The 26,558-nt window shown below is 55.1% G+C and carries 23 protein-coding genes; 16 read left to right on the top strand and 7 right to left on the bottom strand.

Annotation, left to right across the window (positions count from 1 at the left end):
- Window positions 1-15: 15 nt before the first annotated feature.
- Window positions 16-1,035 carry a DUF4922 domain-containing protein gene (locus tag ACJ77P_RS03900; protein ID WP_408999028.1) on the top strand — a complete coding sequence of 340 codons (1,020 nt, stop codon included), beginning with the start codon at window positions 16-18 and terminating at the stop codon, window positions 1,033-1,035.
- On the opposite strand, the gene ACJ77P_RS03905 is transcribed toward ACJ77P_RS03900, so the two are convergent.
- The gene (locus ACJ77P_RS03905; protein WP_367359577.1) at window positions 1,011-1,721 is read right to left on the bottom strand and encodes a Crp/Fnr family transcriptional regulator; all 711 of its coding nucleotides are present in this window, start codon (window positions 1,719-1,721) and stop codon (window positions 1,011-1,013) included. The genes ACJ77P_RS03900 and ACJ77P_RS03905 overlap by 25 nt on opposite strands.
- 153 nt (window positions 1,722-1,874) lie before the next feature.
- Here ACJ77P_RS03905 and ACJ77P_RS03910 point away from each other — a divergent pair, with 153 nt between their 5' ends.
- From ACJ77P_RS03910 to ACJ77P_RS03925, 4 genes are all read left to right on the top strand, one after another.
- Window positions 1,875-3,062, top strand: a complete 1,188-nt coding sequence (locus tag ACJ77P_RS03910; RefSeq protein WP_408999029.1) for an anaerobic nitric oxide reductase flavorubredoxin — start codon at window positions 1,875-1,877, stop codon at window positions 3,060-3,062.
- Window positions 3,063-3,293: 231 nt separating this feature from the next.
- Window positions 3,294-4,940: a hydroxylamine reductase gene (gene hcp / locus ACJ77P_RS03915; RefSeq protein WP_408999030.1), complete on the top strand. Its 1,647-nt coding sequence runs from the start codon at window positions 3,294-3,296 to the stop codon at window positions 4,938-4,940.
- A gap of 4 nt (window positions 4,941-4,944) precedes the next feature.
- A complete protein-coding gene (locus ACJ77P_RS03920; protein WP_367359574.1) occupies window positions 4,945-5,637 on the top strand; it encodes an ATP-binding protein in 693 nt (230 codons plus the stop codon).
- A gap of 94 nt (window positions 5,638-5,731) precedes the next feature.
- The gene (locus ACJ77P_RS03925; protein ID WP_408999031.1) at window positions 5,732-6,073 is read left to right on the top strand and encodes a cupin domain-containing protein; all 342 of its coding nucleotides are present in this window, start codon (window positions 5,732-5,734) and stop codon (window positions 6,071-6,073) included.
- Between the two features lie 65 nt (window positions 6,074-6,138).
- On the opposite strand, the gene ACJ77P_RS03930 is transcribed toward ACJ77P_RS03925, so the two are convergent.
- Complete coding sequence (locus tag ACJ77P_RS03930) at window positions 6,139-6,951, bottom strand: N-acetylmuramoyl-L-alanine amidase-like domain-containing protein (protein WP_367359573.1); 813 nt, start codon at window positions 6,949-6,951, stop codon at window positions 6,139-6,141.
- 239 nt (window positions 6,952-7,190) lie between these two features.
- Here ACJ77P_RS03930 and ACJ77P_RS03935 point away from each other — a divergent pair, with 239 nt between their 5' ends.
- Complete coding sequence (locus ACJ77P_RS03935; protein ID WP_408999032.1) at window positions 7,191-9,308, top strand: acetate--CoA ligase family protein; 2,118 nt, start codon at window positions 7,191-7,193, stop codon at window positions 9,306-9,308.
- A gap of 3 nt (window positions 9,309-9,311) precedes the next feature.
- Here the strand turns inward: ACJ77P_RS03935 and ACJ77P_RS03940 are convergent, their stop codons facing one another.
- The 5 genes from ACJ77P_RS03940 to ACJ77P_RS03960 form a co-directional block, all read right to left on the bottom strand.
- The gene (locus tag ACJ77P_RS03940) at window positions 9,312-10,421 is read right to left on the bottom strand and encodes a FlgD immunoglobulin-like domain containing protein (RefSeq protein ID WP_408999033.1); all 1,110 of its coding nucleotides are present in this window, start codon (window positions 10,419-10,421) and stop codon (window positions 9,312-9,314) included.
- Window positions 10,422-10,516: 95 nt separating this feature from the next.
- Window positions 10,517-11,890 (bottom strand): flagellar hook-associated protein FlgK, encoded by a 1,374-nt coding sequence (flgK, locus tag ACJ77P_RS03945; protein WP_408999034.1) that lies wholly within the window; start codon window positions 11,888-11,890, stop codon window positions 10,517-10,519.
- 52 nt (window positions 11,891-11,942) lie between these two features.
- Window positions 11,943-13,130 carry a flagellar hook protein FlgE gene (locus tag ACJ77P_RS03950; RefSeq protein WP_408999035.1) on the bottom strand — a complete coding sequence of 396 codons (1,188 nt, stop codon included), beginning with the start codon at window positions 13,128-13,130 and terminating at the stop codon, window positions 11,943-11,945.
- 56 nt (window positions 13,131-13,186) lie between these two features.
- Window positions 13,187-13,600: a flagellar hook capping FlgD N-terminal domain-containing protein gene (locus ACJ77P_RS03955; RefSeq protein ID WP_367359568.1), complete on the bottom strand. Its 414-nt coding sequence runs from the start codon at window positions 13,598-13,600 to the stop codon at window positions 13,187-13,189.
- 442 nt (window positions 13,601-14,042) lie between these two features.
- Window positions 14,043-15,251, bottom strand: coding sequence for a tetratricopeptide repeat protein (locus ACJ77P_RS03960; protein WP_408999036.1), 1,209 nt, complete (start codon window positions 15,249-15,251; stop codon window positions 14,043-14,045).
- Window positions 15,252-15,427: 176 nt separating this feature from the next.
- On the opposite strand from ACJ77P_RS03960, the gene rfbG reads away from it, so the two are divergent.
- The 10 genes from rfbG (at window position 15,428) to ACJ77P_RS04010 (ending at window position 26,467) form a co-directional block, all read left to right on the top strand.
- Window positions 15,428-16,567, top strand: coding sequence for a CDP-glucose 4,6-dehydratase (gene rfbG / locus ACJ77P_RS03965; protein ID WP_408999037.1), 1,140 nt, complete (start codon window positions 15,428-15,430; stop codon window positions 16,565-16,567).
- Window positions 16,564-17,886 carry a lipopolysaccharide biosynthesis protein RfbH gene (rfbH, locus tag ACJ77P_RS03970; RefSeq protein WP_367359565.1) on the top strand — a complete coding sequence of 441 codons (1,323 nt, stop codon included), beginning with the start codon at window positions 16,564-16,566 and terminating at the stop codon, window positions 17,884-17,886. Before rfbG ends, rfbH begins: the two co-directional genes overlap by 4 nt.
- Before the next feature lie 115 nt (window positions 17,887-18,001).
- On the top strand, window positions 18,002-18,769 hold the full coding sequence (gene rfbF / locus ACJ77P_RS03975) for a glucose-1-phosphate cytidylyltransferase (RefSeq protein ID WP_367359564.1): 768 nt from the start codon (window positions 18,002-18,004) through the stop codon (window positions 18,767-18,769).
- Window position 18,770: 1 nt separating this feature from the next.
- A complete protein-coding gene (locus ACJ77P_RS03980) occupies window positions 18,771-19,874 on the top strand; it encodes an NAD-dependent epimerase/dehydratase family protein (RefSeq protein WP_408999038.1) in 1,104 nt (367 codons plus the stop codon).
- A 12-nt stretch (window positions 19,875-19,886) separates the two neighbouring features.
- Window positions 19,887-20,765 carry an N-acetylneuraminate synthase family protein gene (locus ACJ77P_RS03985; protein WP_408999039.1) on the top strand — a complete coding sequence of 293 codons (879 nt, stop codon included), beginning with the start codon at window positions 19,887-19,889 and terminating at the stop codon, window positions 20,763-20,765.
- Entirely contained in the window at window positions 20,758-21,240 is a 483-nt protein-coding gene (locus ACJ77P_RS03990; protein ID WP_408999040.1) for a KdsC family phosphatase, read from the top strand. Before ACJ77P_RS03985 ends, ACJ77P_RS03990 begins: the two co-directional genes overlap by 8 nt.
- Entirely contained in the window at window positions 21,237-23,036 is a 1,800-nt protein-coding gene (locus ACJ77P_RS03995; protein ID WP_367359560.1) for a thiamine pyrophosphate-binding protein, read from the top strand. The genes ACJ77P_RS03990 and ACJ77P_RS03995 overlap by 4 nt, the downstream gene beginning before the upstream one ends.
- A 26-nt stretch (window positions 23,037-23,062) precedes the next feature.
- Window positions 23,063-24,310 carry an SGNH/GDSL hydrolase family protein gene (locus ACJ77P_RS04000; protein ID WP_408999041.1) on the top strand — a complete coding sequence of 416 codons (1,248 nt, stop codon included), beginning with the start codon at window positions 23,063-23,065 and terminating at the stop codon, window positions 24,308-24,310.
- Window positions 24,307-26,145, top strand: a complete 1,839-nt coding sequence (locus tag ACJ77P_RS04005) for a carbamoyltransferase (RefSeq protein ID WP_367359558.1) — start codon at window positions 24,307-24,309, stop codon at window positions 26,143-26,145. The genes ACJ77P_RS04000 and ACJ77P_RS04005 overlap by 4 nt, the downstream gene beginning before the upstream one ends.
- Window positions 26,132-26,467, top strand: a complete 336-nt coding sequence (locus tag ACJ77P_RS04010) for a hypothetical protein (RefSeq protein ID WP_367359557.1) — start codon at window positions 26,132-26,134, stop codon at window positions 26,465-26,467. Before ACJ77P_RS04005 ends, ACJ77P_RS04010 begins: the two co-directional genes overlap by 14 nt.
- Window positions 26,468-26,558 lie beyond the last annotated feature (91 nt).

The raw sequence follows: 26,558 nt of genomic DNA on the forward strand, positions 1-26,558 counted from the left end.
GGAGATGAGGAAGCCATGGAACGGAATATGTCGTCGGACTCCAGGATTTTCGCGGAATTCAATCCTGAAGACATGAAGGCAGGCGCAAGACTTCCGGATCTGTGCGAGGAGCTTCTGAACCGGCAGAAAATCGACTGGCCGAGGCTTGCCGACGGGTATAAAGCGGTTGCCCAGTCTCAATTCCGCACCATCGACTGCGGAGATTTCTCCGTGGTTCTTCAGTTCAATCCCCAACGGATCGTCAGCAGCGGCGCCCGCCTGGATCCGGCATCCATCGCGGCGCGCCCATGTTTTCTCTGCCCGGCCAACCTTCCCGGAGAGCAGCGGGGAATCCTCTATCGCCGGGATTTTCTCGTTCTCTGCAATCCCTTCCCCATCTTTTCTCAACATTTTGTGATCAGCCATCGAATCCATCGCCCTCAATTCCTGGAAGGGCAGATCGATACCGTTCTTCTGCTGGCTCGAGACCTCGCTCCCTCCCTGGCGGTTTTCTACAACGGCCCTTTCTGCGGCGCCTCGGCGCCGGACCATCTGCACTTTCAGGCCTGTCCGGCAGGCAGCCTGCCCATCGAAGCGCAGATTGATGACGGCCGCCCCGTTCCCGTAATCGCCAGGCACGTTTCCGCCTCCGTCTGTCGGGTGGAGCGCCTCGGCCGGGCCGTGCTGGTGATCAAGGGTTCCGATTTAACCGACCTGGAAGGGGCCGTCAAAAAGGTCTTGACGGTTATGAAGGCCGCCGACGTTTCCGGGGCGGAACCGATGCTGAACCTCCATGCGGCTTATCAAGGAGGAGCATGGCGGCTTCTGCTGTTCCCTCGAGGGAAAAATCGCCCGGATCTTTATGACCGGGAAGGCTCTGACCGGATCCTGATCAGCCCGGCCAGCGTTGAGATGGGAGGATTGCTGGTCGTTCCGGTCGAACGGGATTTCCGGAAGCTGAACGCCGAACTCGTCCGGCATATCTATCGGGAAGTTTCGGTTGCCCCGGAATTTCTGCAAAGCTGGACGGATCAGCTTTCAGGCGGTGGGCGCTGATCACTCAGTCGGCCCGCGTCCGCCAGCTCCTGCAGGCCGACCCGGTCCAGGATCATGATCTCCTTTCCCTTCACGTCGATGAGTTCGCCGCCGCTCATTCGGGCAAGGATCCTTGAGAGCGTTTCGGGAATCGTTCCCAGCAGGCTTGCCAGCTGCCCCTTGGAAATGGAAAGCGTCAGATGATCCCCCTGTCCTTCTTCAACGCTGAGATAGAGGAGGTAGGAGGCCAGCCGTCCGGGGACCTCTTTAAGGGTTAGATTTTCAATCTGCACCGTAAACTGCCTCAACCGAAGCGACAGGTCGGCCAGAAGGTTCAGGCACAGGGACGGATTGCCGGCGATCAGGTCCACGAAGTCTTTCCGGGGGAAGAAGAGGAGGTGGCTTTTCGTCAGGGATTTCGCATTGGCGGGAAAGTGTTTTCCGGCAAAGACCGCTACTTCGCCAAAGGAGTTTCCCGGCCCGTAGATGTGGAGAATCTGCTCCTTTCCTTCCTGGGAAAGCTTGTAGATTTTGACCTGCCCGGCGACCACCACGTAGAACCCTTCTCCTTCATCGTCTTCGGAAAAGATCACTTCCCCCTTATTGAAAGATGTGTTCCGCGCAATGTTCCGGAGCTGGCCAAGCTGCTCTTCGATGAGCCCCTGGAAGAGGGGAATCGCCCCGATCATCTTCAAAACATTGTCCATGGTCCGTCCCTTGTAATCTGTAAATTTTCCTTGCCCTTGATCTTTGTCGGGGTAAAATGGCATCATATTGGGCAATGACTTCGTAAATCAAGGAGAACATGAAAAAGGTTCGTTGGGGGTACAAAAACATTTCATCAGGAACGGGAGGGAATCATGGCGTTTAAGGTCAAGGGAAATGTTCGTTGGGTGGGTAAGATCGATTGGGAACTGCGGAGATTTCACGGCGATGAGTATTCGACCCATCGCGGTTCTACCTATAATTCCTACCTTGTAGAAGAGGAAAAGACGGCCCTGATCGACACGGTCTGGGGACCTTTCGCCGGGGAGTACGTGTCCGCTCTGGAGAGCGTTGTCGATCTGGAGAAAATCGACTACGTCATCGCCAACCATGGGGAGAGCGATCACAGCGGCGCCCTGCCGGAGCTGATGCGCCGCATTCCCGACAGGCCGATCTACTGTACGGCAAACGGCATCAAATCGTTGAAGGGACTCTATCATCAGAACTGGAATTTTCAAGCCGTCAAGACGGGGGACCGGCTGAGCCTGGGAGGCAAGGAACTGGTCTTTCTTGAGGCCCCCATGCTGCACTGGCCGGACACCATGTTCTGCTATCTGACGGGGGACAACATCCTCTTCAGCAACGATGCCTTCGGCCAGCACTACGCGTCGGAATACATGTTCAATGACCTGGTGGATCAGAATGAACTCATGATGGAGTGCATCAAGTATTACGCCAATATCCTCACGCCCTTCAGCGTCATGGTGGCCCGGAAGATCAAGGAGGTACTTGCCCTGGGACTTCCCGTAGATATCATCTGCACAAGTCACGGTGTCATCTGGCGCAGGGAGCCCACCCGGATTGTGGAGCAGTACCTCAAGTGGGCGGACGATTACCAGGAAAACCAGATTTCGATCCTGTACGACACCATGTGGAACGGTACCCGGATCATGGCGGAGCATATTGCCCGCGGGATCAGGCAGGCGGATACCCAGGTCAACGTGAAGCTTTTCAATGTGGCCCACTCGGACAAGAATGACGTCATTACGGAAGTCTTCAAGTCAAAGGGCATCCTTGTGGGCTCCCCGACGATCAACCGGGGAATTCTAACGGCTGTGGCTGGAATCCTTGAGGAGATCAGCGGCCTGAAATTCAAGGGGAAAAAAGCGGCGGCCTTCGGCTGCTATGGCTGGAGCGGAGAGTCGGTAAAAATCCTGAACCAGCGGCTGCAGGAGGCGGGTTTCCAGGTCGTTGATGACGGGCTTCGCGCTCAATGGAACCCCGACGGAGAAGCCGTAAAGGCCTGCGAGGATTTCGGCGGAAAAATGGCCGGACTGGTTTAGCGAGAGGCCGTTCAGGCAGGCTGAAAGGCCGGGCAGCTCCCGGCCGCCGGCAATCCAGGAAGAAAACAGGTGCGGATCGATCACAGAATAAAAAATTCTCTCTTTGATCTAAGTCAAGGAGAAGAATTGCTGATTGTGAGGTAATGGCGCCAGGAATTCAGGGGATCATTCAATTAGAGAGCCCTGGTGAAAGACAAATTTCAGGTTGACCATAGTGAAAGGAGGAATCAGATGTTTTGTTTTCAATGTCAGGAAACGGCCAAAAATCAAGGATGCACCATCAAGGGCGTGTGCGGCAAACCGGAGGAGACTGCGGATCTTCAGGATCTCCTGATTTACGTGTGCAAGGGAATTTCCATCTATGGCGAAAAGCTGAAGGAAATGGGCACGGTTGACAGGAATGCAGGCCGTTTTGTCTGCAAGGCGCTTTTTACGACCATCACCAATGCGGCATGGGACGACGATGCCATCATCGGCCGGATCAAGGAAGGGTTCAAGGTTCGGGACACCGTCAAAAGCAAGGTGGGAGCCGCCCTGCCCGGTTCGATTCCGGATTGCGCGACCTGGTTTGCAGAGGACAGGGACGCCATTCTTGACAAGGCCAAGTCCGCTGAAGTGCGCATCACGGCGACGGAAAACGAAGACGTGCGGTCCCTTCGAGAGCTGCTCATTATCGGATGCAAAGGAATCGCCGCCTATGCCGAGCACGCGGAGATCCTCGGCCATGAAAGCGACGAGATCTACGGGTTCATCATGGAGGCCCTGGCGTCCACCACGAAGAATCTTTCCGTGGATGAGATGATCGCCCTGGTCATGAAGGCGGGGGAGACGGCTGTAAAGACCATGGCTCTTCTGGATCAGGCCAATACGACCGCTTATGGAAATCCCGAGATTACGGAGGTCAACCTCGGGGTAGGAAACAATCCTGGAATCCTGATTTCCGGCCATGACTTGAAAGACATGGAGGAGCTGCTCAAACAGACCGAAGGAACAGGCGTGGACGTCTATACCCACGGGGAAATGCTGCCGGCCAACTACTATCCGGCCTTCAAGAAATACAGCCATTTCGTGGGGAACTATGGGGGTTCGTGGTGGCACCAGAACGAGGAATTCGAATCCTTCAACGGCCCCGTTATCCTGACCACCAACTGCCTCATTCCCGTGAAGAAGGATAACACCTATCTGGAAAGGCTCTATACCACCGGCATGGTCAACTATCCAGGCGCTAAATATATTTCAGACCGGCCGGAAGGCGGGGCGAAGGATTTTGCTCCCGCAATTGCACAGGCGAAAACATGCAAGCCGCCCCAGGAGATCGAGTCCGGAAAGATTGTCGGCGGGTTCGCCCATCATCAGGTCCTGGCATTGGCGGATAAGGTGATCGAAGCAGTGAAGTCCGGAGCGATCAAGCGTTTCGTGGTCATGGCCGGCTGCGACGGAAGGCAGAAGGCCCGGAGTTACTTCACCGAAGTGGCCGAGAACCTGCCCGGAGATACGGTGATCCTCACGGCCGGCTGCGCCAAATACCGCTACAACAAGCTTCCCCTGGGCGACATCGGAGGAATTCCCCGTGTGCTCGATGCCGGTCAGTGCAATGATTCCTATTCGCTCGCGGTGATTGCCCTCAAGCTCAAGGAGGCCTTCGGGCTGAAAGACATCAACGAATTGCCCGTTTCCTACGATATCGCCTGGTACGAGCAGAAGGCCGCCGCCGTTTTACTGGCCCTGCTGTTTCTCGGAGTCAAGGGAATTCGCCTCGGACCTACACTGCCGGCTTTCCTTTCAGCAAACGTAGCCAAGGTCCTGGTGGACAAATTCGACATCAAACCGACTGGAACCGTGCAGGATGATATTGCGGCCATGATGAAGGGGCAGTAGGAGTGTGAAAACGACCCGTAAGATCATCGAAATAGACGAGGATCTCTGCAACGGTTGCGGACAGTGCGTGTCGGCGTGTGCGGAAAGCGCCCTGGCCTTGGTGAACGGCAAGGCCAGGGTCGTTTCCGACAACCTCTGCGATGGGCTTGGCGCCTGCATCGGAGACTGTCCCACAGGCGCTTTGAAGATCGTGGAGCGGGAGGCGGACGCCTTTGATCCTCATGCCGTGGAAATGGCCCGCCGATGTCCTTCCTCCCAGGTGGTTCTGAATATCCCCCCGGAAATCCCTTCCGCGGCAGATCGGCCTTCCGCCCTTTCTTCCTGGCCGGTCAAGATCCGGTTGGTTCCGGAGGGTGCTTCCTTCCTTTCGGGCGCCGATCTTCTCATCGTAGCCGACTGCGTCCCCGTCGCCTTTCCCGATCTTCACGGGGCGCTTCTTCCGGGAAAGGTGATCCTGATGGGGTGCCCGAAGTTTGATGAGGTCGATCTCTACGTGGAGAAGTTTGCAGGGATCTTCCGCCGTTCCGGTGTGAGGAGCATTACCGTGGCCATCATGGAGGTTCCCTGTTGTTCCGGACTGCCGCGAATTGTCAGGAGGGGGATGGAGCTTGCCGGTCAAAGCATCCCCCTGGAAGTCGTGGTGATCAGCCGCCAGGGAAAACGGGTGCAGGAAGGCAGAACACTTTTATGCCTGTAATAAAGTGGGGGAAACGGGTATTAACGGCCCTCCGCCGGGGAGGGATGGAATGAGTAAACCGAATAAAAAACAGGAGATCCTGCAAGGAGGGATCATGGAAAAGCCGAAAGTGAAAGAGAAGGGGATTCCCTTCAACCTGGAAAAGGAGATTGAGTACGCCGATAGTTCCGTAGTCAGCAAAACCCTGCTGAACAGCCTTGCCGGAACGGTCACGCTGTTTTCCTTCGATGCCGGCCAGGGGTTGAGTGAGCATACCGCCCCTTTTGATGCGATGGTCTACCTCCTTGATGGAGAAGCCAGGATTACCATCGGAGGCAATCCGCAGAAGGTTTCTTCCGGGGAGATGCTGATCATGCCCGCCAGCGTTCCCCACGCCCTTTTTGCGGAAAAGCCTTTCAAAATGCTGCTGGCCATGATCCGGGGAAAGCAGGAATAATCTTTTTCCCTCCGATGGACCGACGTTTTGCAGGTGCCCCGGGGCAGGAGACAGCAGCATGTCGTTCAGACAGCCCGCGCCACCATGACCCCGGTGCGCTCTTTCTTTTTCATGAGGTATCCGTAAAGCGTTTCGGGGCTGATCAGCACCTTCCCGGCGAGCCGTGAGGCGTGGAGGAGGTGAATCCTGCCTCTCCGCCGCAGGGCGATTCCCACGTGCGCCACATCCATGCCGGGCATGCGCGTCGTGATCGCCAGAAGATCGCCCTCCTGGATCCGGTCCTCGACCGACCGCAGCTTTTCCCGGGGAATGAAACAGGGCGGCCTGGCCGTGATCAGATCCTCGATTTCCCGCATCTGCCGAAACGTCTCAGGGTCCGCCAGGGCGGGGAAAAGTTCCCGGTGCCGGGTCATATAGGAGATCGGCTTCAGCAGAGGCTGCCCTCCGAGGGATTCCGTCATCGTGCGGACGAACCCCTTGTCCTGTGCATCGCTAAGCCAGTCGGAAAAATAGTGGAGGCGGGAGGCATAGCCGTTTAACGTGCCCTTCCTGTAGCGGACCTTTTGAAGGGTTGCGGCGTAATCCGCAAAGGCCGTCGCACTGGTTCGGACCAGCCGCTCCAGAACCAGGGCATTTTCCAGGAAGGTCATGCAGTCCAGTTCGCGCAGATTGATGACAAGCCGCTCCGGACCCTCTCCTTCCAGGGTGTGCTCCCCGTAGGGACATTCCAGGAAGGCAAGGCCTGCAGCGGCCATTCCCGCACCGGGGGCAAGGATTCCTTCCCGGCCCCGCAGCAGCGTCTCGACCCTTTCCCGGAAAATCAGCAGATCGTCCGGGGAATAAAGGAGCGCCCCTTCTCTTTCTTTCCCGCCTTCCATGTCCCTTTCCTGATGATGTCCCTTTTCTCTGAGCATGCCGAATCCCGTTTTTAACCCGAGACCTATTATCTCCCTTAACCCGTCGAACGCAACCGGAATCTTACTGCGAGTCGCCGCTTCAAAAGGGAAACGATCTCCGCCGATTTTTGCTTGACTTTGAAGCCCATTCTTCCAATACTTTTCCGCTCATGAAGAATCGCTCGTGCAGTTGACCCGGGGCAGGACGGAAGGAGAGGATCATGAGGACTTTTTTTTATCCGCAGAGCATGGTGGTAGTCGGGGCGTCGCCCAGAAAGAAAAATCTGGGGCATCTGATTATTCTGAACAATGTCCGGCTGGGCTGCAAGGTCCGGCTCTACGGGGTCAGTTCCGAGGAAGGCGAGATTGCCGGCATCCGTATTTACAGGGAATTTGCAAGCTTGCCGGAGACGCCGGATGTGGCCCTCTTCATTACCCCGGCAGCCGCCATTCCGGATCTGCTCGAGGAATGCGGGAAGCGGGGCATTCGCCGCGCGGTGATCGAATCCAGCGGCTTCAGCGAGTTTTCCCGCGATGAGAACGATGCCCTGGAAACGAAGATCCTGGAAATCGCCGAACGTTACGGCATTCGTTTCGTGGGTCCCAACTGCATCGGGATCGTCAATTACGATCTCAACCTGGTCATGCCCTTTCTCCTTTACAAGCAAAGTCTGCCCGGTGGGCGCGTGGGCATGATCGCCCAGAGCGGGGGGCTTGGTCATATCTACCTGGAGGGCCTTCCGGAAAACTCCGTGCGGCCGGGCAAGATGGTCAGCATGGGCAACAAGCTCCAACTCGATGAAACCGATTTTCTGCGGTATTTTCTGGGGGACGAAGCGACGGATATGGTGGTCGTTTATCTGGAGGGCTTCAAACGGGGCCGGGATTTCTTCCAGGCCGCCCTGTCCGCCTCCAAGCCCATTATCCTCCAGAAATCCAACCGCAATCCCCTGAGCGCCAGCATTGCCCGCTCCCACACGGCCGCCCTTTCGGCCAGCGATGATGTGGTCGATGGATCGTGCCGTCAGGCGGCCGTGATCCGGGTGGAGGACGAACAGGAGGCCATTGCCGCCGTCAAAATACTCCAGCAGCCCCTGATGAGGGGCAGGCGGCTGGCGGTTCTCTCCCGTTCCGGGGGCCATGCCGTCATTACCGCCGACGCCTGTTCCCAATACGGATTCGATCTCGTTCCCTTTCCCGAAAGTTTCTTTGAACGGCTCAATACCCTCTACACGCGGCGGGTCATCGCCCCGCAGAACCCTCTCGACCTCGGGGAAATATTCGATTACCGGATCTACGCCCGGATCCTCGAAGAGGCGCTGAAGCTCGACTGCGTCGATGGTGCCCTGTTCAATCACGTTTACCAGTCCCATTACGAGTCGGACATGTCGCGCACCTTCCTGGGGGAGCTGGATTCCCTGGTCCGCAAGTACAATAAGCCCGCCGCTGTGGCCGTCATCACCGATGCGGCGGAAACCATGGAAATCCTGAAAAGCTTTCCCGTATACACCAGCCCCTTGGCGGCCATAAAAGCCCTCCATATTTCGGCAACCTATGCGGAGCGAAAGGAGTTGAGGGACACCCGGGGCGAAGGGGGCGGCTTTTCCCTTTCCCCGCCATCCCTGCAGGAACGCCTGGCCGCCTTGATCGAGGAAAAACGCCATCCCCTGGCAGACGAATGTATCGACCTGTTGGAGGCGGCTGGTTTGAATTTTATCCGGAGCATCAAAATAAAACAGATCGGGGATCTGGAGGATGGGGCGATTTCTTTCCCCGTGGCGGTGAAGCTCCTGTCGAGCCAGGCGTCTCACAAGTCGGATGTCGGCGGGGTCCGGTTGAACCTGCCTGACCGGGATGCCCTTGGGAAGGCCCTGGAGGCGATCCGCACCTCGGTTTCGGAGCGTGCTCCGGACGTGTCCGTAGAGGGGTTTCTCGTTCAGGAAATGGTTGCCGAAGGCCAGGAATTTTTTGTCGGCGGCCGACAGGATCCGGTTTTCGGACCGGTCGTCGTGGCCGGTCTGGGGGGAATTTTTCTGGAGATCTTCCGGGACACGGCCGTCCGCATTGCACCGGTGACAAGAAATGAAGCCCTGGACATGCTGAGCGGACTCCAGGCCTGGCCGATTCTCCAGGGCCGCCGGGGGCAGGCGCCCCGGGACGTGGAGGCGCTGGCGGATCTGATCTGCCGCGTCGCCGCTCTGCTTGTCGATGCCCCCCGGATCGCCGAGATCGACCTCAATCCGGTTTTCGTCCATCGCGCCGGCAGCGGAATTTCCCTTGCTGATTCCAGAATTCTTGTGGCTCTTGAAGAGGAAAACCAGCTGAAAAAACGGGAATGAGCCTTAAACGAGATCCGACAGTTTGGTCATTTTCAATACGCTCGCCACAGCCTCCAGGGTCACATCATAGGAAGTCTGCTGCGTTCGCAGCTTGATCGCCGCTTCTTGTGTGCTTCCCACTTCCTTTTCGGAGATCCTGTCATTGGCGTTCGTCATGAGTTGTTTCAAACGGTCTGATTTAAACTCCAGTTGCAGAGAACTGTTGGCCAGAGAAACCTCTTCAGCTTCCAGGGTTGAGAATGCCAGGGCGAAATTCTCCCCCAGATCCACTTCGTAATCCGGATCCGTGATGGCTTCACGGGTGGCTGTGATCGCCCGGCTCAGGACGGACAGGGCATTGCTGAAAATCTGCTCCCCGTTGCTGTTGAGGGATATGGAACTTCCCTCTCCGACCATGACGGTCTTCTCCATGGCGTTTCCCTGGTAGGAAGCGAAAGCGGCCACCGGATCGCCACCGATGCCGGCAGCCGTCACCCGGAAGCCGTAATCGCCGTCAAGGCCGACAGCCGGAGTCCACGAAACCGTGTTCGCCCCCTTGACCCAGGGCTGGGCAGGGGTGATGGTCTGGACGACCGTGCCGTTGGAATCGGTAATTTCTATCGTCACATTGGAAGCGGCATCTGCCAGATCGAAGGCGATGTCCTTTCCGACCCCGGCGGTAACCGTTGTGCTGAAATCGGGTGAAAAGGGCTGGGTGTCGCTGAAGCTTCCGCTGAACATGTAGCCGCCCCCGTATTTCGAATTGGCAAGATCCACGACCTGGTCGTAAAGGTCTTCCAGCACCTCCAGGTACCCCTCTTTTGCGGCCTTATCGGCCGTTGACAGGGAGTACATGATGCCCTGGGCCGTTTCTAAAAAACGGCCGGTCGTCTCCAGGGTTGTGCTGCTCGTTTTGATCCATGTCGTTGCCTGGGTGATGTTCAGCTCATACTGCCCGAAAAGCGACAATGTCGTGCGGTCCGACAGAATCTGTCCCGCAGCGGAAGGGTCATCCGACGGCTTGTTGATCTGCTTTCCCGACGCGACGATGTTCGATAGGTCGTTGAGCCTTCCCATCTGCTTTCCCGTCCAGTACAACATGTTGTTCACCATCATGCTGCGGGTGATTCTCATGATTCCCTCCCGTATTGTTCAGCATCCACCGGCCTTCCCGGGATCAGCCGCCGGCTCCGTCATGCCCGCGGCTTCAGCCCATGGCAGGATTTCGATCAATCCATCGTGGCGATGAGCGTCTGCATCATTTCATCAAAGACGGTCATAAGCTTCGCCGCCGCATCGTAAGCGTTCTGATACAGGACCAGCCTGGCCATCTCTTCGTCCACGGATACCCCGGAGACCGACAGGCATTGATTTGTGTAAAAAGTCTGGGCATTCGACAGGCCTTCGTTGTCGATCTCCGCGGCTTGGACCGCCGAGCCGATGTTTCCTACCATGGCGTTGAAATAGTCGCTGTAGGTTGAGGTTCCGTTCATGAGAAAACTGGTCTGAAGCTCAGCGATTGCTTCCGCGTTGGCGCTGCCTCCAGTGCCGCCCCCTGCGGATGCTGCGGCGATTTTTTCCGGATCATTCAGGATAGCCGCCTGGACCTTCATGTCAGCCGCACCGGTCCCCGAAAAAAAGGCGGCGCCTGAACTTCCGTAAAGGTCATACCCGCCTTGATGAAGCGTATTGATCTGGTCCATCATGCTCACGGCCAATGCGTCCAATTGATCCTGGTACGATGCAAGCTCATTTCGCGCCTCCAGATACCCTGCCAGCTTCCCGCGCGTCACGGATTGCGTGACAACGATCGAATTCCCTTCCGTGTCCAGCCAGGTGACATCCAGAAGGCCGGTGTTTGCGTCTTTCTCAGCAGATAACATCCATGTGCTCGTCCCTTCCACAAGGGGTTTCCCATTGGCCATCTGAACATTGATCTGGCCGGCATCATTCGTGGAAATGTTTATTTCTGCGAGGGAAGACAGCTCCTGAACCAGGCTGTCCAGATGGTCGCGCACGCTGTTGGCGCTGAGACCGGAGGCCTCCATGGCGATGATCTTCTGGTTGGTGTCCGAAATTTGCCGGGTGAGTTTGTTGATTTCCTCCACCGTTTCATGGATGCCGTCGTCCATTTTCAAAGAAATTGCCGACAGGTCTGAGCTTGTGCTGTTGAAGGTCTTTGCGAGGGTGTCGGAAGAGGAGGCTAGAACGGAACGCGCCGTTGGGCTGGAGGGATCGTTGACCAGGCCTTGCCAGGCGTTCCAGAATTGGCTCATGGCCTTGGAAAGGCCGGTGTTCTCGGAATCCGTGAATACGGCTTCGATGGCTCTGAACATCTCCACTTCAACATTCGATTTCCCGAGATCCTGGCTGGCGCGGCGGAGCTGAGCCGTCAAAAAGGAATCGTATGCCCGTTTGATCGTTGAAACGTCCACGCCGTATCCCGTTCCGTCGGCAGCGAGCTTTTCCGAGATGACGGCGGTCTGTCTCGAATAACCGGCGGATTCGGCATTGGCGATATTCGTGCTTGTGACGTCAATCGCAGCGGAATAGGTGTTCAGGGCGCTCAATACAGAATAGATCGATCCCGATATCGAATTCATTGCTCATCTTCCCCTTCTATCTTTCCGAAACGTCCCAGGCCTTCAGCGGGCGTTAGGTCATGTTTACGGTGGTCTGCATGATTTCGCTTTCAGCCTTCATCAGTTTTGCACAGGCCTCGTAGGCCCGCTGTGCAATGACCAGATCAGCCATTTCCGCCGCCATGTCCACGTTGGAAACTTCAAGCGCCCCAGGGGTAATGCTTCCGTACTGATCCGTTCCCGCTGCGCCGATGACGGCTGCTCCCGAAGAACCAGTCGCGACGTAGAGGCTGTTGTCCACCTTATCCAAGCCGTCATTATTGGAGAAAAGGGCCAGTGCGACCTGGTACAGACTGCGGATTTCGCCGTTGGAGTAGTTTCCGGTGATGATTCCATCGTCGTTCACAGTGACGTTAGCCAGGTTTCCCGTGGCGTTCCCGTCCTGCGACGAGGCTGCGAGCCTGGAGTCGGAGGCGTATTGGGTCAGATCGGTGGCCGCAATGTCCCAGGTTATTGCCTGTGGAGTAGTCGCTCCGTTGGTCAAGGTTAAATTGATGGTCTTCGTACAGGCGGCTAAGTTTCCGTTATTATCGAATGTAATAGTTCCTCCTGAGATGGTTGATCCTAATCCTGCCGGGATGCCCGCTGCCCATGTCCACTGGTTGGCTGTGGCGGTTTTGGTAAAGGTGATTTCCATGGGGATTTTATTCCCAAGGGAATCATAGACCGAAACGGTCGTATCAAATGTTTCGGTAGCGGTGGTCCCCGAGTTGAGATTGAGCTGCGTGGATATTTCCGAAGTGGCCGTCGGCAGGATGGGCGCGGTGGAGAGTTGGATATCTCCTAAATTTCCAAGGGTCCCGTCTTCGTTGATGGCGTATCCCTGGACCGCCATCCTGTAATTGTTCACCAGCAGGCCGTCCTCGTCATATTGAAAGCTCCCGTCCCTGGTGTAGTAGGTCCCGTAGTCATCAGAAACGATGAAGAACCCCTCACCCGATATGGCAAGATCATTGGTGTTGCCCGTTTCGGTCAGATCCCCCTGCTCCCAGCAGGTGGTACTTCCCATGATCTTGACACCCTTTCCGGCCACAACGGAAGAAGCGGAATTCAGCGTCATCGTATTCGTAAGGACTTCCTTGAAAGATATGTTGTTCGATTTGTATGCCGTCGTTTCAACATTGGCCATATTATTGCTGATCTGTTCTATCTGGGAATGAAAGGCATTTAATCCCGTCAGGGTTGTATAAAATGAACTCATGATGTTCTCCTTCTCGTCTTTCTGGAAACGTTGATGTCCTAAGAACCGGTGACTTTTTATGATTCTGAAACCCCTGTTACGGAACCCGCGGCGACGTGATCCCCACCTTCTGTTATGAGGTAGGGAACACTGTCCTTGTAGACGACGCCGGTAACCAGGGATGTTTTTTCCGCAGAGGTTCCATCCGCATTTTTTTCGCCGGCATAGGTGATTGTTTTGCCAAGATAATCAACGGCCTGGGTATGGCTGAGGGTTTTCAGATAACCGTTGGTCGTGTTCAATTGCGACACCTGGGTGAGGGTGGCGAACTGGGTGGCCATCTCGCTGGTGCTGACCGGTTCCATGGGGTCCTGGTTCTTGAGCTCGGTGAGGAGAAGCCCCAGAAAATCCTCTGTTCTCATATCGTAGGCATTGCGGTTGGTGAGTTCTTTTGCTGATGAATCCGATGGGCTGACGGCGCTCGTAATCATTTTCTCCTCCTCGGCGATCTTCCCGTAACGGCAGCAGTCATTATCCGTAGAAGACCTTCTCGATTTTCAGTTTTTTGGCGTGAACAGAACAACGGAATGGATCCGGCCGGCTCTCGCTTTTCTTCCTTTTTTCCTTCAATCCGTTCTGAAGGTGCGTTGAGCAAAAGGGATGCCATCATAAATTGTCCGTTCGGGAAGGAGCCGAAGATCGGTCTGCGAGACAGGTTCAATGGAATGGATGACGGTGTTAACAGCTCATCACTATGAAGGATTTCAACATTTCCCTACTTCTTCAGGGGTAGGAAAATCCCTTTGTCGGCCTTTGACTCTGCCTTCCTTTCCCCTTTTTAGAATTATCAGGTTGTGACCCCGCAGGAAAAATATTCCATGAAAGGCACATTTTTCCCCTCCGAAACCTCCCTCGTGGGAGGGGAAATTTCCATTATACGACCAGCGACAAACGGTTGTATTGATCCGCCGAAGGATCCATGGAATTCCCGTAGATGTCCTTTCCCTGAAACTTGAACACGAGGTGCGAAAGGTCGACTGTCCCGTTGCCGGAAGCATTCTGGGTAACCTTGAAGCTGACCTTGGCGGACAGCGTTTTGGAATCGTAAATCACGTTGACGGGCCTTGCGGACAGGTCGATTTCTGTGGAACTCGTCTTGAAGCCCCAGTTGTAGAGACCGCCGGTCGATGTACTGGTGGACCTGCTGATGTCCCAGTTGGAGATGTTCTGGACGGAGGTCGTGTCCATCTCTTTGTCAAAGGCAAAGGATATCGTATAATTTTTGCTTTCGCCGGGTGTTTTAAGGGAGTTATCGAGGGTTGACACCCGGGTGCCCGGTCCTGAGGCGAGATTGAGCTGAGCGCTGTAGGCGGCAATGAACCTGGGGGCGGTATGTTCGTCGATCGTGAAATCCAGGTTGGAATAAAAATCGGAACCCCTTCCCGCGTTTGCGGCAAGAAATTCGAGCTCCTCATTTGCCCTGTCGATCTGCTTCGTCTCAGCATAAAGCAACCCAAGCTCATAATGGGCATTGGCAAAATCCTGCTCGATGGCCAGGGCCTTTCCCAGCTGCATTTCCGCTTCCTTGAATTTTCCCTGCTGCCGGTATGCCTGCCCCAGGGCATAATAGCCGGCGGTCTCCTTCGGGGACATCTGGATGACCCTTTGAAACTGCTCCTCCGCCTGATCAAACTTCTCCAAGGTCAGATAGGCCTGACCCAGGGCATAGTGAATCTCGCTGTCCGCCGGGTTTTTTTTGATGGCGTCGTTGTACTGCTGCAGCGCCTCCTCGTGCTTCCCCTCTGAAAACAGAAGGTTTCCAAGGCTGACGTTGAACCCGCTTTCCGTGGGGAATAAGGCGATGGCCTCGCGATAGGCCCTCATCGCGCCACGCACGTCGCCGTCGCTTTCGAGGGCAACCCCCAGATACTGGAAGGCATCGAGCGCGTTGTACGAATAGGGCTCAAAAGAAATGGCCAGCTTGAATTCCCGGGCAGCCCTCCTGTAGTCGCCGCTGGAATACGCATCAATGCCTCGCGACAGGGCCTGGCCGGAGATGAACTCCATATTGGCGGCCGTTGGCGTGGTCGAAGAAAAAAGAAGATCGGCATTGGTCTGCGTGGCGGCGGTTTGTATTTCCATGCTGATATTATCGGAACAAGCCCGGCAAACTTTAGAAAATAAAATGGCACCAATATTGCTCAATTCAGCAGTACCAGAGTGACTTTTTTCACAGATAAAGGGTTGAATCCCTGGTTTAAAACGGCTGCTTCAACCGTGATCTTCTTGAAGACATACTATCTCGGGGAAACGAAAACGTGTTTCATGACGTTTACAAAAACAAAACCGTATTGATCACTGGCCATACAGGCTTCAAGGGATCCTGGCTGGCCCTCTGGCTCAGGGAACTGGGCGCGGATGTCGTCGGATATTCCCTTGATCCTCCAAGCCAGCCCAACAATTTCGAGGCGACGAATCTCCGGGAAAAAATCACGGATATTCGCGGCGATATCCGTGATCTCGACCGGTTATTGGATACTTTCACCAGATATCAGCCGGAATTTGTCTTTCATCTTGCCGCTCAGCCCCTTGTGCGCTTTTCTTACCGGGAGCCGAAAATGACATTCGATGCGAATGTCGGCGGCACGGTGAACCTTTTGGAAGCTGTCCGCAACACCTCCAGCGTCAAAGTTTTGGTCAATGTCACCAGCGACAAATGCTATGCGGACAGGGACCGGGTCTGGGGCTACAGGGAATCTGACCCGCTGGGCGGTCCTGACCCCTACAGCGCCTCCAAGGGCTGCGCGGAACTGGTCTTCAATGCCTATTTGAAATCGTATTTTTCAAAAGGCGGCGGCCATGACAGGCCTATCGGTGCTGCCTCCGTCCGTGCGGGCAATGTGATCGGGGGAGGGGATTGGGCGGTGGACCGACTTGTTCCCGACTGCATTCGCTCTTTGAGCCGTCACCAACCCATCTTTCTCCGCAACCCACATTCCGTCAGGCCCTGGCAGCATGTCCTGGAAGCACTCGGCGGGTATCTTCTTCTTGGCGCCTGTCTTTCAAAAAATCCTGAAAAGTATTCCGGGGCCTGGAATTTTGGACCCGACGACGCAGGCCATCTGACAGTCCTCGCATTGACGGACCTCCTGATCAAATTCTGGGGAGAGGGCGTCCGGGTGGATATCTCCGATCCCGGATCACCTCATGAGGCGAAACTTCTCAGGCTGAATTGTGACAAGGCCCATGCCGAGCTCAGCTGGCACAACGTTCTTCCCGTCGACAAGTGCGTCCGGATGACGGTCCAATGGTACCGGAACTACTACCGGCAAGGGCAGGGCCGCGATCTTTCCGCCCTCTGCATTGAACAGATCCGGGACTACATGAATCAGGCCGCCGGGATGCATCTGGATCTGGACGTTGAGGCAATTCTCTCCGGGGCGGTGGTGTATTCATGAGAAATGCCGAAGAAATCCGTGCGGAGATTCTGGCCCTTGTCAAAGAATACCATCAGGTAAAGTTCGCCCCCGAAGTCTTCAATCCTGATGAGGAGATGGTTCACTATGCCGGACGGGTTTTCGATGAAGAGGAAATCGTGAATCTGGTCGATGCCGGCCTGGATTTCTACCTGACGGCCGGCCGTTATGCTCAACGCTTCGAGAGAGAGTTTGCCGATTATCTGGGGCTGTCCCATGCACTGCTCGTGAATTCCGGATCATCGGCCAATCTTGCGGCCCTGACCGCCCTGACGTCCCCCAGGCTCAAGGATCGCCGCCTGAAGCCGGGAGATGAAGTCCTGACCACGGCCTGCGCTTTTCCCACAACGGTCAACCCCATTGTGCAGAATCAACTGGTCCCCGTTTTTGTCGATGTGAACCTCGGCGACTACACCGCCATCCCCGAAAGACTTGCCGGGGCGATCGGTCCGAAGACCAGGGCCATTATGATGGCGCACACTCTGGGGGTCCCCTTTTGTCTCGACGCCGTCATGGATCTCGTGAAGAAGCACAGGCTCTGGCTCATTGAAGACAATTGCGACGCCCTGGGTTCGACCTACCGGGGGAAGCTGACGGGCACCTTCGGTCACCTCTCCACCTTCTCCTTCTACCCGGCCCATCACATCACAATGGGCGAAGGGGGGTGCGTCGCCACCAACAACGATGACCTCGCCCGCATCGTTCAATCCTTCCGTGATTGGGGGCGGGATTGCTGCTGTGGGGGGGGGGAAAGCAACCGTTGCGGAAGGCGCTTCAGCGGGCGGTTTGGTTCCCTGCCTTTCGGCTATGACCATAAATACGTATACAGCCACATCGGCTATAACCTGAAAGCCACAGATCTGCAGGCCGCCGTCGGTTGTGCGCAGCTCGCGAAACTTGACCGGTTCGTCTCCGTGCGCAGAGAGAATTTTCTGAATCTGACCGGGAGGCTGCAGGAACACGGAGATCGCCTGTTCCTTCCCAGGGGCACGGAGAATTCCGAACCCTCCTGGTTCGGGTATGTCATCACGGTAAAGGATGAAGCCGGCTTTTCCCGAAACGACCTGACGGCCTTTCTGGAAGCCAACCGCATCGAGACGCGAAACCTCTTCAGCGGCAATCTCCTGCGTCACCCCGCCTATGAGAACGTAACATGCCGCATTGCGGGAGACCTGAAGAACACGGACCGTGTCATGAACAGCACCTTCTTTATCGGTGTGTACCCGGGAATCGATGACAGGCATCTAAGTCATATCCAGGCCGTGTTTGACCGCTTCATGGCCGGAGAGCGCATCTCTTGAGGAGGCCAATGATTCGAATGTTGACGGATACGGGCTGCCTGCAGCCAGTCGAGAGCGGAGAGTTTCTCAGGAAGAGGGTCCGGGGCTGCAGAAAAAATATGTTGGGGTGGAAACCATGAAAGTCGTCATTTTAGCCGGCGGCATGGGCACGCGCATCGGTGAAGAATCACTCTTGAAGCCGAAGCCGATGATCGAAATCGGTGAGCGACCCATCCTGTGGCATATCATGAAGCATTATGCCCGGTATGGGTTCAATGAGTTCATCATCGCTCTGGGCTACAAGGGTGAGATGATCAAACGGTACTTTCTCGATTATTACACCTCAAATCGAGATCTTGCCGTATCGCTCGCGGACGGTTCCGTTCAGAGCCTCGGCAGCAATCGATGCGAATCCTGGAGCGTCCGGCTCATCGACACAGGGCGGTTCACTCTGACGGGCGGACGCCTAAAGCAGCTGGCCTCCCTGATCGATGAGGATCTTTTCATGATGACCTATGGTGACGGTGTCAGTGACGTAAATCTGGAGGCCCTGCTGAACTTTCACCGGGAGCACAGAGGCCTGGTCACCCTTACCGCCGTGCGGCCCCCGGCCCGCTTCGGCGCCCTGGAATTTGAAGGAGACAGGATCCGCCATTTCAAGGAAAAATCCACCCTTCATGAAGGGTGGATCAACGGGGGCTTCTTTGTGATGAGTATCGAAGCATTGGATTACATCGATGAAGATGTCATGTGGGAGCACGCCCCGATGGAAAAACTGGCGGAGGATGGGGAACTCTACGCTTACAGACACGAGGGATTCTGGCAGTGCATGGACACGGTCCGGGACCGCCAGTACCTGGAATCACTGTGGAAAGCGAATAGCGCCCCCTGGAAGAGCTGGTGACATGAAATCTTCTCCTATCGCTGACGATCTAAATCATATTCTCAGCCATACGGCACCTCTATGGGAGGAGCTTCGGGATCAGAGGATTTTTGTGACCGGCGGAACGGGATTTTTCGGCTGCTGGCTTCTGGAAAGTTTTACCTGGGCGAATGATCAGCTCCAGCTGAACGCTAAGGCGCTGGTTCTGTCGCGGAATCCGGAGGCCTTTGCACAAAGGGCACCGCATCTGTATCACCATCCGGCTGTTCAATTCTTGAAGGGAGACATTAAGGACTTTGCCTTCCCGGATGGCCCGTTCTCTCATCTGATTCACAGCGCTGTCTACCGGCCGGCCGATCATGAAAAACCAAGCGGCCTGTCCCTGGTTGACGAAATGATAAGCGGCACGAAACGGGTTCTTGAGTTCTGTGTTCGGGCAAAGATCAAAAAGATGCTTCTGGTAAGCACCGGTGCTGTTTATGGCGAGATTCCCGCCAATATGTCCGCGATTCCGGAAAATTGTTCCAATGCCTGTGACCCGGCGGACAGCTCCTGGGCCTATCATCATGGCAAGCGAATGGCGGAATCCTTAAGTGTGCTTTATGCGAAAGAAAATCGCTTTGAAGTACAGATCGCCAGGTGTTTTTCCTTTATCGGACCTTACCTGCAGCTCGAAAGATCCTTTGCCGTCACGGATTTCATCCGGGATGCCCTGTCAAAAAGATCCATTACGATCAAAAGCGATGGAAGCGCTGTACGCTCGTATCTCTATATGGCCGATCTTGCAATATGGTTATGGGCCATTCTGTTCAGAGGAGTTTCCTGCAGGCCATATAACGTGGGATCCGAGTTTCCGATAACCGTCCGGTCAATAGCCGAGAGCATAGCCCAGGAATCCATTCCTCCCCTGGAGGTGGCTGCGCTGGGAAAATGGAGCGATGGTGTTGCCCAGGATTACTATGTGCCGGACACATCACGAGCTCAAGCGGAGATCGGACTATCCCAGACCATTCCCCTATCTGAAGCGATAACCAAGACAATGCGCTGGTATAGAAGTCATTATATCGGACAGGAGCGGAAACATTCATGCAAGGACGGCTGCTTCAGCAAGGCAACCGACAAATAAAGGAGAGCTGAGATGGCAGAGGTAAAAATAGGAAACACCCTGGTCGGTGATGGTCATCCCTGTTTTATCGTTGCGGAGATCGGCATCAACCACAACGGCGATATCGATATCGCCAAGAGATTGATCGATCTGGCCAAATTTTCAGGATGCGATGCGGTGAAATTTCAAAAGCGCACCGTCGAAATCGTCTATACGTCGGAAGAACTGGCCAAACCTCGCGAAAGTCCCTTTGGAACGACAAACGGCGATTTGAAATACGGCCTGGAATTCGGGACTGAAGAATACGAGGAAATAGACCGGTATTGCAGAGAGAAGCGCATCCCCTGGTTTGCCTCCTGCTGGGACGAACGTTCCGTGGATTTTATCGAACGGTTCGATGTCCCCTGTTACAAAATCGCCTCTCCCAGTTTAACGGATGACGATCTCATCCGTTACACGCGATCCAGAGGAAAACCGGTCATCCTGTCAACAGGGATGAGTAGTTTGGAGCAGATTGACCACGCCGTCGACGTGCTCGGCAGGGAGGACTTGGTGCTATTACAGGCCACAAGCACGTATCCTGCTGAATATTCAGAGTTGAATCTGTCGGTGATTCCCCGACTCAAGAAATGCTATGGCGTACCTGTCGGATATTCCGGCCACGAGACAGGCATCCCCTCATCCGTTGCAGCGGCGGCTTTAGGCGCCTGTGTGGTGGAGCGTCATATTACCCTCGAGCGGGCCATGTGGGGATCGGATCAGGCGGCATCGCTGGGGCCCAGCGGAATCATAAAAATGGTGTCCAGCATTCGATTGGTGGAAATAGCCATGGGCGACGGCGCCAAAAAGGTTTTTGAAAGAGAAATGCCGATTCTCAGGAAGCTCAGGCGCAAGGAGTATGTCTTTGCATAGAATAAGAGCGGTCGCATTGGATGTGGATGGCGTATTGACGGATGGGACCTTTATCTGGGGACAGAATGGCGAGGAGTACAAAAAGTTCTCCTTTCTTGATGTCATGGGCATTTCCATGGGGAGAAGGGCCGGTTTGATCTTCGCCTTGATATCCGGTGAAGACAATCCCCTGATTGACCGGTACGCCCGGAAAATGGGGATCGGCGACATTTATAAAGGCTGCAAGGACAAGAAGACGGCTTTAATCCATTTTGCACAAAAGAACGGCATCCCCTTGGAGGAGATTTGTTTTATGGGTGACGACCTCAACGACGTGTCTGCCATGGAATCGGCGGGACTGGCAGCGGCGCCGTGCTCTGCTCACGAAACGGTCCGAAAAAGGGCAAAAATGGTTACTCGCCATGGAGGTGGACAGGGTGCGGTTCGAGAGCTGATCGATCTCATCTTGTCAAGCAGGGAAGGGGAAACATCATGAAACTGTCGGACTATGTCATTCAGTTTATTGCAAAGCAGGGTGTCGGGCATGTCTTCATGCTTCCCGGTGGCGGTGCGATGCATTTGAATGATTCCCTCGGAAGCCATCCCGGCATCGGGTATGTCTGCATGCTCCACGAGCAGTCAGCGGCCATTGCCGCTGAAGCCTATGCGCGCGTCACAAACAATCTGGGCGTCGCCATCGTAACCACAGGCCCTGGAGGGACCAACGCCTTAACAGGCGTGGCCGGTGCTTGGCTTGACTCAACACCCTGCCTGTTCTTTTCCGGACAGGTCAAGCGTGCTGATATGAAAAAAGATTCCGGTGTCAGGCAGTTCGGCGTGCAGGAAATCGACATTGTATCCCTTGTCCGATCCATCACCAAATATGCGGTGACCGTAACGGATCCCGCGACCATCCGCTATCATCTGGAGAAGGCTGCATACTTGGCCAGATCGGGTCGGCCGGGACCGGTCTGGATCGATATCCCGCTGGATGTCCAGGCGGCCGGGATTGACCCGGATGCGGTTGATGGATTCGATGCGGAGGAAGCCGATCAGGCCGTTGATCAGAACTCCCTCGAGTACAAGGTTTCTCAGGTTATCGATGCACTGAGTATGTCCAAACGGCCGGTGATTTTGGCCGGGAACGGGATAAGGCTCTCGGGGGTTCAGCCTGATTTCCTGAGACTGGTTGATCTTCTCGGAATGCCTGTCTTAACCACAAGGCTGGGGGTCGACTTAATCCCTGCCGCTCATGAACTGTGTTTCGGCATGCCGGGCTCCATTGCATCCCGCGCATCCAATTTCATCCTCCAGAATTCCGATTGCCTTCTCATCCTGGGAGCAAGGCTGGACATGGCCCTGATGGCCTATGCGCCTGAGAACCTTGCCAGAGGGGCAAAAAAGATCATGGTCAATATTGATCCCGCTGAGATCAACAAGGTGAACGACATCATCGATATTCCCGTCCGCACGGATGCTGGACTTTTCATCAAGGAATTCCTTCGGCAATCCGGTCGGAATACCTTCCCGAATCCAGAAGACTGGAAGCGGCGGTGCGGGGAATGGAAAGCCCGCTATCCTTTCGTTCTTCCCGGGCATCACGCCGGTACAGAGGGCATCAGCGTATACGCATTTTCCGACATCCTTTCAGAGGAGCTCTCCGGCGATCATATCGTTCTTCCAGGAAATGCCGGCAATTCCAGCGAACTGTTCCTCACGGCCTTCAAGGTCAAGGAAGGGCAGCGCGTTTTTCACAACAAAGGGACCGGGGCCATGGGTTTTTGCCAGCCTGCCGCCATCGGCGCATGCCTGGCCGGCGGAAAGAGGCCGACCGTCTGCATCGATGGAGATGGCGGCTTTCAGTTGAACATTCAGGAACTGGAAGTTGTCAGGCGATTGGAGCTGCCCATCACGTTTTTTGTTATGAACAACCGGGGTTATGGGTCCATCCGTTCCTCGCAGCAGGGTTATTTCGGCCGGCTGACCGGGGCGGACGCGCCAAGCGGCTTGACACTTCCCGATGTCGTTGACGTGGCCGGAGCTTACGGTCTCGATGCGGTGCGCATTTTTGATCCCAGCGATCTGAGGAAGCAAATCAGAGGCATTCTAAACAGGGAAGGACCGGTTGTGTGTGATGTGATGATTGTGCCTGATGAGGAGCGTGCGCCGAGGGTAACCTCCGTCCAGCAGCCGGATGGTTCGATGGCTTCACGGCCCCTGGAGGATATGTGGCCTTTTTTGAGCCGGGAGGAATATCGCTCCAACATGATCATTCAACCGGCTGATCTTTGAAATAACGGTGAAGCAGATCTATGGACATGAATGGTTTGACGGCGGATCTCTTAAAAAGACATGCCGATAAAAAAATCATCATCTTCGGCGCCGGCACCGGGGGACAGGCGCTGTACCGCTTCTTCGAGAGGGCTGGAGTCGAGGTCCTGTATTTTATCGACAATTATAAAAAGGGAAATCGAATGTTCGGAAAGGCCGTCAACTCGCCTTACGACATCCTCTACGAGAAGATCAGCGACATCCTGGTCGTGATCAGCGCCTGCCGGGACTGCCATGTTTTTCAAATCAAGGAGCAGTTGGTCGGACTTGGGTTGAAAGAGGGTGTCCACTTTGAGACGGTGATGTTTAATGATCTTTATGCCCCTCTGGACTATCTCGATCCCTTCCTGGGATACAACCGGGGGGGCGACCTCATGGGCTTCAAGATTTTCGGGAAAGATTCCGCCCGGGCAACAAGAATCGTCGTGCTGGGCGGTTCAACATCGGATCCGTCCTTTGGCGGCTATAAATCATGGCCGGAATATCTCCATGAGCAGTGCGTTCAATCTTCCTTGGATGCCGTCGTCTACAACGGGGCAATCGCCGGGTACTTTTCCGCGCAGGAAATGCTGAAATGCATCAGGGATTGCCTGACTCTCTCGCCTGATATCGTCATCACCTTTGACGGTTTCAACGATGCCGTTCTGGAGGTGCAACCGGAGTACCCCCTTTTTCATCCCTACTGTAAAAAGACTTTCGACACCATGTTCGAGGCGACAGCCAGAATCGACATCAGCATCAACCATGAATTGAAAGGCGTTACCCTTGGCTGTGAAAATCATGGGAACCGACCTCAACGCTGGTATCAAAACCTGAGGATTATCAGGGCGATCTGCCAGGAATTCAACATTCGATATCTCCCGTTTCTGCAGCCGACCTCGCTGTACCGTCAGGCTGAGGGGGTGGAAGACGACGGAAAAAAATCGGCAATCGAGCGTTTTTATGGAGAAGCGGCTCTCCTGGCGAGGCAATCCGGATTCATTCTTGATGCCACGTCCATCCTGGATGGAATAGACAGCGCATATGTGGATTTTGCCCATTACAGCGAGTCAGGAAACGAAGCCATTGCGCAATTTGTCTTTCAATTTGTCGGATATGATGAAGACTTCGCGCACCAGGCACATGGAGGCCGATGCGGCCCGGAGCAGGGGGATGCAGAGGCAGGCGACCTCGCCGTTACCCCGGGGCGCAATTCCTCCGGATATTTGGAGCCTACAGGAGAGCGTGCAAGATGAATGTGCTGGGAATATCCGCCTATTATCATGACAGCGCCGCTTCGCTGATCAGGGATGGAGAGATCGTGGCAGCCGCCCAGGAGGAACGGTTTACCAGAAGAAAGCATGATCACGGTCTCCCGGTGCAGGCCATCAATTTCTGCCTGGAAACCGGCGGATTGAAACCCCATGATCTTGACGCTGTCTGCTACTACGACAATCCCTTTCTGACCCTGGATCGGTGGCTGAAAAACTGTATCCAGGAGGGGGATGGCAGTAAAAAATTAATCGAGAAATCCTTCTCAAGTCTCTTTGCCGAAAGGCTTTGGGTGCATGACGCGATCCGCGAGACGCTCGGTTGCCTGGGAAAAAAGGGGAAGCTTTTCGTCTGCGAACACCATATTTCACATGCCGGTTCAGCATTTTATCCATCACCTTTTTCGAGTGCGGCGATTATGACCGTTGACGGCGTCGGCGAATGGGCTACGACAACCATCGGCGTGGGCAACAAGAACGAAGTGGAGATCCTCAGGCAGATCAGCTATCCGCATTCGCTGGGTCTGCTCTACAGCGCCATGACATACTTCTGCGGATTCAAGGTCAATTCCGGCGAATATAAGCTGATGGGGCTCGCCCCGTATGGAGAGCCAAAATATGTCGACCTGATCAAGGATCATTTAATCGAGATCAAGGAGGATGGCTCATACCGCCTCAATACAACGTATTTCGCCTTCACGAGGGATACGGCAATGACGGATGATTATTTCGGTGGACTCTTTGCCGGCCGGCGCCGGGAAGCCGATGCCCCCATTACCAGGCGCGAAATGGACCTGGCGGCATCTGTTCAGAACGTCACGGAAGAAGTCATCATCAGGATGGCAAAAACAGCAAAAAAAATAACCGGAGAAACCAAGCTGTGCCTGGCCGGCGGCGTTGCCCTCAACTGCGTGGCCAACGGGAAGCTGCTCAAGGAAAAGATCTTTGACGACCTCTGGATTCAACCGGCCGCCGGGGATGCCGGCGGTAGCCTGGGATGTGCTCTGTACTTCTATTATCACTGCTCAGGGAAGCAGCGCGCAACCGGAGTTCGCGATATGCAGAAAAACAGCTATCTCGGTCCCGGGTTCTCCCTGAATGAAATACAACACTATCTCGATTCGAACGGCATCACCTATCGCCTGTTTGGTGACAAGCAGGCGCTGGCGGCGGAAATCGCCGAACGGCTCGCCGACAACAACACCATCGGCCTGTTTTCAGGCAGGATGGAGTTCGGACCCCGGGCCCTGGGAAATCGCAGCATCATTGCCAACCCAATGACCGGCGGAATGCAGTCGAAGCTCAATGTCAAGATCAAGTTCCGGGAATCCTTCCGGCCCTTTGCCCCGACGGTTCTTTCCGAGTCCGTCAGCCGATACTTCGACCTGGATCAGGAGAGCCCCTACATGCTTCTGGTGGCCGAGGTCAAGGAGGGGCTGCGCAGATCCTTTGACCTGACAGAGCTGTTTGCTGAAAATGGGGATGACATGCTGCCGATCGTGAATAAGGAGAGATCGACCATTCCGGCGGTGACACACGTGGATTTTACGGCACGAGTCCAAACCATCAGCGAGGACGACAACCCTTTCTATTACGGCATCATCAAGGCCTTCGAAAGAATCACTGGCTGTTCCGTACTGGTGAACACCTCATTCAACGTTCGCGGTGAACCCATCGTCTGCTCTCCCCAGCAGGCCTATGCGTGCTTTATGCACACGGATCTGGATGTCCTGGTTCTGGAGAATTTTCTTATTCTGAAAAGCGATCAAAACCCGATGTTGCAAGGGATGGATTGGAGGAACGAATATGAGCCTGACTGATCAGGAAAGAACGAAAATTCATGAAATCGCATCCCGGCTGAACGGGAAAATCGCGAATGCCTTTCCCGATGCCGACGGCGGTTCCGATAGTTATTTCAGAGACAGAATTGATTTGAAACTCTTTGAGCGACCCATGTTTGAATATGCCTTTGAGACTCCCATGGAACTGATGGGAGAACTTGAAGGAATGTGGAAATATCAGGATGCGGACTTCATGCGTGACTTTATGGCGGTCTGTACGGCTGCGGCGTTTAAATGCCGGCATGCACCGGCCGATGAGGAAGGGGCAAAAGGGATCTCCGCTTTCATCTATGAATTTTAGAGCTGCTCACGGGGCAGCACGGCTTGCGAAACGGAAAAAATCCATGATGTCTCCTCCATGCCTCATCGTGCCTGCTTTGAATTGAACGAAG

It is taken from the genome of Syntrophus buswellii (assembly GCF_046097065.1).
Lineage (GTDB): Bacteria > Desulfobacterota > Syntrophia > Syntrophales > Syntrophaceae > Syntrophus > Syntrophus buswellii.